The sequence below is a fragment of the Labrys okinawensis genome (genome assembly GCF_002982075.1).
GTDB classification, from domain to species: domain Bacteria; phylum Pseudomonadota; class Alphaproteobacteria; order Rhizobiales; family Labraceae; genus Labrys; species Labrys okinawensis_A.
The window spans coordinates 120206-132492 of the sequence record NZ_PUEJ01000011.1 but is presented as its reverse complement, the minus strand read 5'-3'; the positions used below and the strand labels follow the sequence as shown (position 1 = coordinate 132492).

11 protein-coding genes and 1 pseudogene are annotated in these 12287 nt (G+C 66.2%); 7 read left to right on the top strand and 5 right to left on the bottom strand.

What is annotated here, in order from left to right:
• Window positions 1–259: 259 nt before the first annotated feature.
• Both C5L14_RS25175 and C5L14_RS25170 read left to right on the top strand, forming a co-directional pair.
• Window positions 260–1339 carry an LLM class flavin-dependent oxidoreductase gene (locus tag C5L14_RS25175; protein ID WP_105864818.1) on the top strand — a complete coding sequence of 360 codons (1080 nt, stop codon included), beginning with the start codon at window positions 260–262 and terminating at the stop codon, window positions 1337–1339.
• Between the two features lie 60 nt (window positions 1340–1399).
• Window positions 1400–2431, top strand: a complete 1032-nt coding sequence (locus tag C5L14_RS25170) for a PLP-dependent cysteine synthase family protein (protein WP_105864817.1) — start codon at window positions 1400–1402, stop codon at window positions 2429–2431.
• Window positions 2432–2545: 114 nt separating this feature from the next.
• On the opposite strand, the gene epsC is transcribed toward C5L14_RS25170, so the two are convergent.
• Window positions 2546–3508, bottom strand: a complete 963-nt coding sequence (gene epsC, locus C5L14_RS25165; protein WP_105864816.1) for a serine O-acetyltransferase EpsC — start codon at window positions 3506–3508, stop codon at window positions 2546–2548.
• Between the two features lie 266 nt (window positions 3509–3774).
• Here epsC and C5L14_RS25160 point away from each other — a divergent pair, with 266 nt between their 5' ends.
• From C5L14_RS25160 to C5L14_RS25140, 5 genes and pseudogenes are all read left to right on the top strand, one after another.
• Complete coding sequence (locus C5L14_RS25160) at window positions 3775–4179, top strand: hypothetical protein (RefSeq protein WP_105864815.1); 405 nt, start codon at window positions 3775–3777, stop codon at window positions 4177–4179.
• A 164-nt stretch (window positions 4180–4343) separates the two neighbouring features.
• Window positions 4344–4829, top strand: a pseudogene (locus C5L14_RS25155) (hypothetical protein); the annotation flags it as partial.
• A 35-nt stretch (window positions 4830–4864) separates the two neighbouring features.
• Window positions 4865–6469, top strand: a complete 1605-nt coding sequence (locus C5L14_RS25150) for an ABC transporter substrate-binding protein (RefSeq protein ID WP_105864814.1) — start codon at window positions 4865–4867, stop codon at window positions 6467–6469.
• A gap of 14 nt (window positions 6470–6483) precedes the next feature.
• Window positions 6484–6834 (top strand): DUF3088 domain-containing protein, encoded by a 351-nt coding sequence (locus tag C5L14_RS25145; protein ID WP_105864813.1) that lies wholly within the window; start codon window positions 6484–6486, stop codon window positions 6832–6834.
• 91 nt (window positions 6835–6925) lie between these two features.
• On the top strand, window positions 6926–7165 hold the full coding sequence (locus tag C5L14_RS25140) for a hypothetical protein (protein ID WP_105864812.1): 240 nt from the start codon (window positions 6926–6928) through the stop codon (window positions 7163–7165).
• A gap of 71 nt (window positions 7166–7236) precedes the next feature.
• On the opposite strand, the gene C5L14_RS25135 is transcribed toward C5L14_RS25140, so the two are convergent.
• The 4 genes from C5L14_RS25135 to C5L14_RS25120 form a co-directional block, all read right to left on the bottom strand.
• Window positions 7237–8217, bottom strand: coding sequence for an ABC transporter permease (locus C5L14_RS25135; protein WP_105864811.1), 981 nt, complete (start codon window positions 8215–8217; stop codon window positions 7237–7239).
• The gene (locus C5L14_RS25130) at window positions 8214–9272 is read right to left on the bottom strand and encodes an ABC transporter permease (RefSeq protein ID WP_105864810.1); all 1059 of its coding nucleotides are present in this window, start codon (window positions 9270–9272) and stop codon (window positions 8214–8216) included. Before C5L14_RS25130 ends, C5L14_RS25135 begins: the two co-directional genes overlap by 4 nt.
• A complete protein-coding gene (locus C5L14_RS25125; protein ID WP_105864809.1) occupies window positions 9262–10791 on the bottom strand; it encodes a sugar ABC transporter ATP-binding protein in 1530 nt (509 codons plus the stop codon). The genes C5L14_RS25130 and C5L14_RS25125 overlap by 11 nt, the downstream gene beginning before the upstream one ends.
• Before the next feature lie 175 nt (window positions 10792–10966).
• The gene (locus C5L14_RS25120) at window positions 10967–11998 is read right to left on the bottom strand and encodes a sugar ABC transporter substrate-binding protein (RefSeq protein WP_105864808.1); all 1032 of its coding nucleotides are present in this window, start codon (window positions 11996–11998) and stop codon (window positions 10967–10969) included.
• Window positions 11999–12287: the final 289 nt, after the last annotated feature.

The window sequence follows — 12287 nt, the reverse complement described above, 5'->3', positions numbered from 1 at the left end:
GTCTAATCGCAAAACGCTATAGCCTCTCCCCGCATGAGGCGGGCGAGGGGGACTTCGATGGAGCGGCTCAAACCGAAAGCGATTCTATCTCGCCCAACCGTCGGGCGAGATGCAGGGCCAAACGGGAGACCACAACGCTTGCGTCCCCCTCGCCCCGCCTCTTGCGGGGAGAGGGTAAGGGTGAGGGGCAGCATAGGGTTCTCTCGCCTTGATTCCCACGCCGCCTATCCAGCAAGCCAAAAAGGACATAAGGACATTCATGCCTTCTCCCCTCGTCAGCCATGTCGGCTTCCTGTCACCGGGGAGCTACCCGGACGATGATCCGGCGGGCGGGCTGGAGCGTACGCTGCAGTTGTTCGAGCTCGGCGAGAGCCTCGGCTATGACAGCGCCTGGGTGCGCCAGCGCCACCTGGAACCGGGCGTCTCCGCCGCGGCGGTCTTCCTGGCGGCGGCGAGCCAGCGCACCCGCCATATCCAGCTCGGCACCGCGGTGATCCCGATGGGGTATGAGAGCCCCTATCGCCTGGCCGAGGATCTTGCCACCGTGGACGTGCTCTCGCGCGGGCGCCTCAATGTCGGCCTCAGTGCCGGTACGCCGCCGCATGCCGAATTGCTGGCACCCCTGGTCTTCGACGGCGAGTGGCGCGGCCATGACTTCTCCCATGCAAGGGTGCAGCGGCTGGCGGACAATCTGCGAGGTCATTATCTCGGCGCGCCCGACAGCCTGATCGACATTCCCGGCGGGCGCATCCGGCCCCGCCTGCAGCCCTACGCCAAGGGGCTGGTGGAGCGCCTGTGGTATGGCGGCGGCTCGCTGCGCTCGGCTGAATGGGCCGGCCGCAGCGGCTTCAATCTGCTGATGGGCAATGTCACCACGGGCGAGGGCACCGACGATTTCTTCGAAGCCCAGGCGCGCCAGCTCGAAACCTATCGGAAGGCTTCGGCGCTGCCTCGCGTTGCCCTCGGCCGCGTCATCGTGCCCTATGACAGCGCCGATCGGGCGACGCGGCAACGCTATGCCGATTATGCCGCCAGCCGGCAGGCCCGCACGCTGGCGCCCAACGGTCCCCGACGCACGCTCTATGCCGCCGATCTCGTCGGCCCCTCCGAGCAGATCCTGGAGCGCCTCGCCGCCGATCCGGTGCTCGCCGGCATAAGCGAGTTCCGGCTGGAGCTGCCCTATGCCTTCGACCAGCACGATTACGAGCAGATTCTCACCGATTTCATCCGTCATATCGCGCCCGAACTTGGCTGGGGAACTGGGAGCGCGGACTTCTCAGCGACAGGCTCGCCTGTCGCGATATCCGCTTCCTCTTCAGCCCGCGGCCCGCACTTGTGAAAGGACGATGCGGACTGGAAGTCCGCTCCAAGGCCCCTACCAAGACAGTCGAGACCTGACATGAATTCCGGCACTCTCCGCACCGCCGCGGCCAAGCCCGGCCGCATCCACGACAACCTCACCGACCTGATCGGCAATACCCCGCTGCTCGAGCTGCACAACTACGCCCGCAACCGCAATTTGTTCGGGCGGATCGTCGCCAAGATCGAGTTCTTCAATCCCGCCGGCAGCATCAAGGACCGGGCGGCCTGGGCCATCATCGCCGAGGCCGAAGCGGCCGGCCGCCTGAAGCGGGGCGATCTCATCGTCGACGTGACCAGCGGCAACACCGGCATCGGCCTTGCCGCGGTGGCCGCCTCGCGCGGGTACCGGGCCAAGTTCTATGTCAGCGACAATATCAGCCAGGACAAGGTCAAGCTGCTGCGCCTCTACGGGGCGGAGATCGTCACGGTAAAGAATGCGTTCTTTCTCGATCCGGAGGCGATCGACAAGATCACGCAGCGCATCCGCGAGGAAAATCCCTTGGCCTTCTTCGCCGACCAGCTTGCCAATCCCGCCAATCCGCGGGCCCATTTCGAGACGACAGGCCCCGAGATCTGGCGCGACACTGCCGGCACGGTCGACATTCTGGTCGGCGGCGTCGGCACCGGCGGCACCACGGCCGGCGCCGGACGCTTCCTCAAATCGAAGAAACCGGGCCTGAAGGTGGTGATCGCCGAGCCGGCGGAGGGATCCATTCCGACCGAGGAGAACCCCTATCCCGACGAGATCGATGGCGTGCACAAGGTGAGCGAGGTTCCGCCCGAGCAGCTTCCGAAGAATGTCGACACGGGGATCGCCGACGAGATCATCGCGCTGAGCACGGCGCAGGCCCGGCGGACGGCATTGGAACTGGTGGCGGAAGAAGGCGTCTTCGCGGGCACCTCCTCGGGCGCCGTGCTCTGGGCCGCCACCCAATTGGCGGCGCGGGCGGAGAACGCCGGCAAGATCATCGTCGCCATCCTGCCGGACACAGGCGAGCGCTATCTCGCCTCGACCTGGTGGCCGCTCGAGACAGCGCCGGGGGTTGAGGGGCCGGGACCAGCGGCGTAGTTGAGTTGAGATTATGAGAAGGCCATGGAATTGACACGCAGCGTCATTGCTTCGCTGCGCTCGCAATGACGAGAACCATTATCGGCCAACATTCAGTGGTCGTCGGCAGCATCGTCAGTCGACCTGACCGTTGCTGCGAGCGTGGGCCTGGGTGATCTGGCTGCCGGGCGGGACGCTGCGGGTCAGCCAGACATTGCCGCCGATCGCCGAGCCCCGGCCGATGGTGATGCGGCCGAGCACGGTGGCGCCGGCATAGATGACGACGTCATCCTCGACGATCGGATGCCGGGGACTGCCCTTGACGAGCGCGCCGCTCTCATCGGCGGGAAAATGGCGGGCGCCCAGCGTCACGGCCTGGTAGAGGCGCACGCGCTCGCCGATGACGGCCGTCTCGCCGATGACCACGCCGGTGCCGTGATCGATGAAGAAGCTGCCGCCGATTTCGGCACCGGGATGGATGTCGATGCCCGTCTTCGAATGGGCGATGTCGGAGATCAGCCGAGCCAGGAAGGTGGCGCCCAGCCCGTGCAGGGCATGGGCGAGACGGTGGTAGATGATCGCCGTCATGCCGGGATAGCCGAGCAGGATCTCGGGGAAATTCGTGGCTGCGGGATCGCCGCGGAAGGCTGCGGTGAGATCGCTGACCAGCACGCCCCGAATGGAAGGCAGCCGGCTGGCGAAATCGCCGGTGATGGCCAGGGCCTGCTCGCGCAGGCTGGCCTCCGGCGGGACATCGTCCCGCGTGAAGGCCAGGCTGCGCCGCACCTGCTCGGTCAGCAGGATCAGGGCATTGTCGAGCGTCGAGCCGACGAAATAGTCGATGTTGCCGGCCCCGATCTCCGACTGCCCGTAATGGCTGGGGAAGAGCGCCGCCTGCAGGCCGTCGAGGATCGAGGTCACCGTCTCGCGCGAGGGCGTGCGGCGGATGCGGCCCTGATGGCGGATATTGTGGGTGATCTCGCGCGAGAGCCTGAGTTGCGCCACCAGGGCATCGAGCTTCCAGCCCGGCGCAAGCGGCCGCGCGGCAGCCGGTGCCTCTTCCTGCAAGGCGATGGCATGCTGCGTGATCTCGGTCATGGCAGGCCCTTTCCTGGAGCGTTCTGCGACGAGGCGGCAGGGGCGAACAGGCGGCGGATAGGCCACCCTTCATCACCTTCACCGCTCTTAGTTTTATTGTCTACTATTTCTATAGACAAATTGTAAATTTCAATCAAAGCTGGATTCTCAAGATTGCACCCATCTCACGGAAAGCCCCATGACGCCTGCCTTTGCTCCGCCGCCGTCGACCTGCTCCAGCCCCGATCGCGGGTCAGCCGGCCCCGCGGCGGAGACGGAGGCTGGCCGTGGCTAAGGCGCGTTATTGCCCGCGCACGGCCTATCTGCGCAGGTTGATCGACCAGGGACGCGTCATCGCCGCCAAGCAGCAGGCAGGCACATGGCTGCGCGAAGCCTATGCCTCGCCACAATTCCTCAGCCTGGTCGCCGAACTGCTCGATCCGGCCAAGCCCGATCGCAGCCGCCGCAACCGCCGGCCGCCGGCGCAATGGCTCGATATCGGCGAGGCCTTCGACGCCTTGCGCGGAGATGGTTTCACCCGCGATCAGGCCATCCTCATCCTGTCGGACCGCTTCCATTGTTCCAGCGGGCTCATCGACAAGGCCCTCGACTTCTACCGGGACGCCCAGCGGCCCTTTGGGATGGCGCCGAGGGAGAAAGATCCCCTCATCGCCAGCGTGGCTGGAGAATAGGCAGGGAATGGCGGGGTTGAAGCCTATTTCACATCTTGCCCACGATGTTTGCCGAAGCCACGCGGCATATCGGTTGTTAGGGCATTTGTCCGGGGCTCCGCCGCGCTGGATATACGTCGAATCAAGACTTCTTTCCGCAGCATGAACCAGATGAGGAGCACCGCATGGCCGACGAACCTGCCGTCCGCCGGACATTGAACGAGGCGGCGGCAAGGCAGCTTGCCAATGCCACCAAGACAAGGGCCCAGTGGTCCGGCATCACGCCGCGCTGGCTGGTATCCTTCCTGCCCTGGACGCCCGTCGAGGCCGGCATCTACCGCCTGAACCGGGTCAAGGAAGATCAGGGCGACATCAGCGCCGAGGTCGAGTGCTCTCCCCGCCGCGACCAGGATCCGGATCTGCCGGAGACCTTCGTCGACTATGAGGAGGCGCCCCGCGAATATTCGCTCAATGCCGTCACCACCGTGCTCGACGTGCAGACCCGCGTCTCCGACCTCTACTCCCACCCCTACGACCAGATCCAGGAACAGCTGCGGCTCCTCATCGAGAAGGTGAAGGAGAAGCAGGAGAACGAGCTGGTCAACAACAGGGAATACGGCCTCTTGCCCAATGCGCATGCCAGCCAGCGCATCAAGACCCGGACCGGCGCGCAACGCCTCTTTCCTTGAAATTCGGAGCAGGCCGCATGCGACACAAGATCGGACTTCTCGGCTTTACGGCACTGATCTTCGCGCTGCAGGCGCCTGGGGCATGGTCGGAAACGCCGCCTGGAATTGCCGTGGTGGCGCAGTCCATCGACGACGTCGCCAGCTTCGATCCGGCGGAGGCCTTCGAGTCGACGACGGGGCAGGTGGCCAACGCGCTTTATCAACGCCTCGTACAGGCCGATCGCGACGAGAGCGCCGCGATCAAGCCGGCGCTGGCCTCGAGCTGGGAAGCGGGTGCCGACGGCAAGAGCCTGACCTTTACACTGGCCAAGGACGCCAGATTCGCCTCGGGCAATCCCGTCCGGCCGGAGGATGTGATCTTTTCCCTCACCCGCGCGGTGAAGCTCAACAAGGCGCCGGCCTTCATCCTGAACGAACTCGGCTGGACCGCCGACAATGTCGACGCCGCCATCGGCAAGATCGACGACGGCAGGGTCAGGCTGAGCTGGCAGGCCGATGTCGGCCCGTCCTTCGTGCTGGCCATCCTCACAGCCAACGTCGCTTCGATCCTCGACGAGACCGTGCTCGCACCGCAAGCCAGTAATGGCGATTTCGGCAATGGCTGGCTGAAGTCGCACTCGGCCGGCAGCGGCGCCTTCAAGATCAGCGCCTATACGGCGCATGAGGCACTGATGCTGGACGCCAACCCCACCTCGCCCGGCGGCGCCCCCAAGCTGCAGGGGCTCATTTTCCGCAATGTGCCCGATCCGGCAGCCCGCCGCCTGCTGGTCGAACAGGGTGATGCCGATATCGCCCGGGGTCTCGGCACGGACCAGATCGAGACGCTCAGGGACAAGAGCCAGGTCAGCCTCTATGCGACGCCCTCGGCACGGCTCGAATATCTTCTGATTAACACCAAGGCCAATCCGACCCTCGGCAATCCCGCCTTCTGGGAGGCCACTCGCTATCTCGTCGACTATGAGGGCATCGCCCGGAACCTGCTGCGCGGGCAATATCGCGTGCACCAGGCCTTCCTGCCCGCCGGATTCCCGGGGGCCCTGAGCGATACCCCCTACAAGCTCGATGTCGCCAAGGCCCGGAAGATCCTGACCGATGCCGGCATCGGCCCGACGAGGATCCGTTTCCCCGTCTTCAATGAACCGCTCTTCCTCACCATCGCCCAGTCCCTGCAGCAGACATTCGGCCAGGCCGGGCTCACGCTCGACATCCAACCGGGCGTGAGCAGCGAGATCTTCGCCAAGGCACGATCCGGCCAGTATGAGGTGACGCTGCGCTATTGGGGGCCGGATTATTTCGACCCGCATTCCAACGCCAGCGCCTTCGCGGTCAACCGCGACAACAAGCGCAACACCATCGCCAAGCAGGCCGGCTGGATCATCCCTGAACTCAGCGACGAGACGTCCGCAGCCGTCCGGGAACGCGATCCGGCGAGGCGCATCGCCCTCTACCAGTCGCTGCAGCGCAAGCTCCAGAAGAGCTCGCCCTATGTCGTGATCCTGCAGGACAGCGACCAGGTCGTGCTCGCCAAGGGCGTTACCGGCTATTTCCAGAATACCCAGGGGGACGTGTTCTACGATCGCGTCGAGAAACATCCGGCTGCCGTGCGCGCCGATACGAACTGACAGGAGACCCGAAGATGAGCCGCAGCCGCGACAAGCTCTTCCTGCTCGAAGCCGGATTCGAGGAACCCAATCATCCGGGCCAGCATTTCGTCTGCCCGCACAGCAACCAGATCGAAGGGCTGCTGGTGAGTTCTCCGGAACTTGCCGGTCGTCTCGACATCGAGCGCGTGCCCTTCGCCCGGCCACGCCGGGCGGTGATTGCCGAACTGGGCGAGGCCAACCAGTCGCTGCCGGCGCTGGTGCTGGGGCAAGGGCCGATTCCCGAGGATGCGGAGCGCTTCGGTGATGTCGCCTTCGTCAAGCCGACCCGGCGCATTCTCGAACTTCTGGCCGAGCGGCATGGCTTTCCGCGCCTGCATGGCTGACGACGAGCCGGAGCAAGGAGGGAGAGCGGGGGCGTTTTCATCAGGGCGGACCCGGCTCCAGAAATGACGTTTTCACAAGGGGAACACGGCCATGCGTTTGAAGCGCCGGGCTCTGGATCAGCTCCTGCAGGGACGCCATGCCCATAAGGGCGGACGCACGCTGGCGCAGCGCGCCCGCAACCTGACGACGATTGCAACGGCCTATTCCTGGGACGAATTACTGGCCGAACGCGGCATCGGGCACGTCACGGCTCTCGAGGTCGAGCGCTGGCTTGCGCTGAACGGGCTGCACTTGCGGCAAGCAGGACCCGGACCGTTCCGGCAAGGTTGAAGCCCATTGGGTTTAGCCCAGGCCATGGCGACATCCACCTGCCGGAGCGTGCCTGGCCCTCACATGCCCTTTCAATTCTCGCGCCGCCCGGCAAAGGCCAGCAGTAGAGCAAGGAAGATCAGGACGCCCGCACCGACCTGCTGCCAGTAGAAGTTCCAGCCGATCAGGAGCAGGCCGTTGGAGACGAAGCCGAACAGGAGCACGCCGAGGATCGTGCCGGCAATGCTGGCGCGCCGGGTACGGCTGAGCGAGGTGCCGATGAAGGCCGCGCCGATGGCGTTGAGCAGATAGGCATTGCCCGAATAGGGCACATAGGCGTTGACGTTGGAGGAGAGCAGGATGCCCGTCACGGCGGCGACGGCCCCGGACAGGATGTAGACGATCGCCAGGATCCGCCGGACCGGCAAGCCGGAATAGCGCGCGACCTCCTCCTGGGTGCCGACGGCGAGGACCGTGCGGCCGAAGCTCGATTTCTCCAGGAGGAGCCAGGCGCCGAGCGCCAGCACCGCAACGAGGAGCAGCGAGACCGGCACGCCGAGGAGGGTGCCGTGGCCGATGAAGGCCAGCGCGGGCGGTATGCTGCCGGCCGGCACATAGGCGGGATTGCCGCCATCGGTGGTGAGCTGCTGCAGGCTGTGGCCGATGAAGAGCGTGCCGAGGGTCGCCAGGAACGGCGTGATCGACAGGCGCGCGATCAGGACGGCGTTGAAGAGCCCGGTGCCGATGCCCGCGCCCACGCCATAGAGGCAGGCCAGCGTTACCGGCTGACCCGCGGACACCGCCGAGACGAAAGCGAGGCTGCCGAGATCCACCGCCGTACCCACCGACAGATCCGTGCCGCCCGAGGCCACCGTCAGGGTCATGGCGATGGCGACGATGGCCGTCAAGGCGACATTGTTGACCAGCACGCCGGTGATGTTGGCGAGCGTCAGAAAGCCCGGCGCCAATGCGGAGAAGACGGCTACCACCAGCACGAGCGCCAGCGGAATGCCGAAGCGCAGCAGCTCCGCTGCCGGCCGGGTGCGCGGCCCTTCGGCCCCAACGGTGCTCATGACGCCCTCCTGCCTGCGAGATTGGCGGTAGCGGCGACGACGGCCAGGATCAGCACACCCTCGATGCCGTTGACCCAGTAGGTCGAGACATGGAGGAGCTGGAATCCGTTGGTGAGCGCGCCCAGGAAGACTGCGGCGAGCAGCGTGCCGGGGATGGTCGGCACCAGCCGGCGCGAAAACATGAAGCCGAGAAAGGCGGTCGCCACCACCGGCAGCAGCATGTCGCCCGAACCGCCGGTCGCCCCGTTGAGGAAGGCGACCGAGACGACACCGGCCAGCCCGCCCAGCAGCCCGCTGGCGACATAGGACAGCGCGACATAGCGGCCGACGGCGATGCCGGCGGCCTTGGCCGCCTCGCGGTGTCCGCCCACCGCATAGGCGCGCAGGCCGACGGGCGTGAGATGCAGCAGTGCGGCGAGGACCGCGCACAGGGCCAGGAGCAGCCAGCCGAGTACGGGAATATCGACCGGTCCCGGCAGGCCGAGCCCGTCGATCAGCGGCGAGGCGGCGGGAATGGTGGTGTTCTCCGTCACCACCAGTTCGAGCCCGGCGCAGACATTCATGGCGGCCAGGGTGGCCAGCAGAGGCAGGATCCGGAGCCAGACCACGGCAAGGGCGTTGACCAGGCCGACGAGGAGGCCGACGCCGAGCGAGGCCGCCACGCAGGCCATGTCCGAGAAGTCGGCCTGGTTGAGCACAGCGAAGATCGCGGCCGAAAGCCCGAGCGTGCCGGCCAGGGAGAGATCGATGCCGCCGGCGATCACGTCCGAGCCGCCGGCGATCAGCACCAGCGTCAGGCCGAACCCCAATATGCCCAGCACCGCCGATTGCGACAGGATGAGGCCGATATTGGCGGGCGAGACGAAGGAGGGCGTGTTGATGGCGAAGAAGGCCATCACGGCCAGGAAGAACAGCAGCCCGCCGGCCCGGACCAGGCGGGCGCCGGCACCGCCGGCAAGATCCCGCCAGCCCGCGCGCGTGCTGGTCTTGTCAGGGTCGCAGTGGATCGAGGGCGATGTCGCTGCGGCGATTGCCTCCAGGGTTTCATGCGGCATGGCTGGCTCCCTCCCCGGGGCCGGCGCCCGTCAGGGCCGCGGCCAGCAGCTGGTCGGACGATGTGACCGACGTTTCATAGGTGCCGACCACGCCGCCGCGATGCATGACAAGGACGCGGTCGCATACGCCCAGGAGTTCGTCGAGATCGGCCGAGAGCAGCAGGATGCCGGCCCCCTCCTCCGCCAGCTCGGCAATGAGGCGATAGATCTCGGCCTTGGCCGCGACGTCGACTCCCACCGTCGGCTCGTCGAGGACATAGATGTCGGAACGGCGGGCCAGCCATTTGGCGATGACCACCTTCTGCTGGTTGCCGCCGCTGAGGGTGCGCACGGGCGCCTCCTGGCCGCTGGCCTTGATCTTGAGCGCCTCGATCAGCCTGGACACTTTAGAACGTTCGCCTGAGCGGTCGAGCCAGCCCAGACGCGTAATCCGGCCCAGACTGGCGAGGGTGGCGTTCTCGCGGATGGAGAGGCCGAGCGCCACGCCCTGGGCCCGGCGGTCCTCCGGCACCAGAGCGAGGCCCGCCTGCGCCGCCGCCACGGGACTGGCGAGGCGTCGCGCCTGCCCGTCGACCTCGATCGTGCCCGCCCGGGCCGGCCGCAGCCCGAACAGGGCCTGGACGAGTTCCTTGGACCCCGAGCCGAGCAGCCCGGTCAGCCCGACCACCTCGCCGCGATGCACGGCCAGGGATACGTTGGCAAAGGCCGGCGGCGCACCGAGGCCCGCAACGGACAGCACAGGCTTGCCGCGGCCGGCGCGATGCCGGGGGAAGAGGTCCTTGACGTCGCGATCGACCATCAGGCGGGTGATCTCGCTGATCGTCGTGTGCGAGGGCTCGACATGGGCGACGTCCCGGCCGTTGCGCATGATGGTCACGACGTCGCAGATGCGCTCGATCTCGGCCAGGTAATGCGAGATGTAGATGCTGGTGAGGCCGCGCGCCTTCAATTGCGCGATAGCGGCGAACAGGCTCTCGACCTCGCGCTTGGCCAGCGCGGCCGTGGGTTCGTCGAAGATGATCAGGCGGGGCTTGGCCAGCAGGGCCCGCGTGATCTGGACGATCTGCTGCTGTGCCGTCGACAGGTCGCGGATGAGCGCGCCGCGCGGCAGGGTGATGCCGAAGAAATGCCGAAGAGCCTCGTCGGCCCGGCGCTGCAGGCTCGCCTGCCAGACGCCGAAGCGCGATGCCATGGTTTCACGCCCCAGGAACAGTGCCTCGCCGACGGTGGCGGTCGGCACCAGCAGCCGATCCTGATGGATGAAGGCGATGCCGAGCTGCTCGGCCTTCTGGGGCGAAAGATGGTCGAGCGGCCGGCCCTCGAATTCGATGCTGCCGGCTTCCGGGCTGACGAGACCGGCCAAAGCCTTGATCAGGGTCGACTTGCCGGCACCGTTCTGCCCGACCAGGCCATGGACGGAACCGGGCGCAACCACGAGCGAGGCGTCGTCGAGGGCCCGGGTCGGCCCGAAGCTCTTGACGAGGCCACGCATGGCCAGAAGGGGTGGTGGTGAGGTCATGGCATCGATCGTCGGTCAACGTCGCCGGCACACCGGCGGGCTTGGCTCTAGCTCAAGGAATGCGGCACGAGACCGGCCACGAGGAAGAGCCACCCCATCCGGGCTTGCGGATGGGGTGGCTGAGCAGGATGGTGTCAACGAGGGCACCCTGCGGGTTCGGTCAGGTGTCAGGCCATCAGGCCTGACCCAGCTGCTTTTGCACCTCGGCGGCATTCTTCTTGTTGGCGATGACCGCCGGCAGGAAGGTCTGCGAGGGCAGCGTGGTATCGCCGTTGAGATAGCGGGCGAGGTTCAGCACCGCCTGGCGGCCGATGACCGAGGGCTGCTGGGCCGCCACCGCGCCGGCCGGCGCCTTGGGATCCTTGACCAGCGCCAGCACCTCGGGCGTGCCGTCGACGCCATAGGTGAGGATCTCGCTGCGCCCCGCCGCGATCAGGGCCTGGGTGGCGCCGAGCTGCGGAATGTCCCAGGCCGACCAGATGGCGGAGATCGATCCCTTCTCCGGGTACTTGCTGAGCAGCGCGGTGATCTGCGCATAGGCATCCTGCACCGTGTTGGGGATGACATCGCGCAATTCGGGCTGGATGATCTTCACCTCGGGATAGTATTTCAGCACATTGCGCAGCTGGGTGTAGCGGATCTCACAGACCGGGACGCCCGAAAAGCCGTTGAAGACCACGACATTGCCCTTGCCGCCGATATCGGAGACCAACTGCAAGGCGAGTTGGGCGCCCAGGGAGAAATTGTCCGAGGTCGCCGTGTTGATGACATTGGTCGAGGGCAGATCGACGGAAAAAACGGGGATGCCGGCCTGGCGCAGCTTCTTCAGCCAGGGATCGACAACCGAGAGCGTGCCGAGCGTCTGGATCACCGCATCGGGCTTTTGCGTCACCAGGGTCTGCAGCTGGCTGACCAGCGTCTTGTCGTTGCGCCCGGCATCGAGGCCGATCGGCGTGCCGCCGAGTTCCTTCACGGTCTCGACCTGGGCCTGATAGGCCTTGAGGTCGAAAAAGTGGTCGGTGCCGGCGACGCTGATCGCGATGGTCTTGCCCTTGAGGGAAGGCAATCCCGCTTCGGCCTTGGAGGCTTCGGGCTTGGCGGCATCGTCGGCGCGGGCGGCACCGCCGAGGGCTGCGGCGGCAGCCAGGGCCGAACCCATTTTCAGGAGGGCGCGGCGCGCCAGCGGCGCGGAGGAAATCGTGGTCATCGGGTCGGTCCAGCTTTGACTTTGGCCCATCGGTCGAGGGCTTCGCCTGAGCACACACGTTCGCCGATTATATGTCAACTAAATTTATAGATTTAATATATTTAGATCGTCGAACACTCTCTGTGCCCACTGCAGAAATGCCCGCTGGCTACTCACCCGGCTGTCGCCAGCGGGTCGCGCAACATCGCTCGCTTGTCGCCTGATCCTGGACGAGCCGACTTGTTGGGCTCTTTGATCGATGCTCGTCCCGGGGTGCTGGCTTCTCGGCCGCTTCTCCGGTCACATCGTC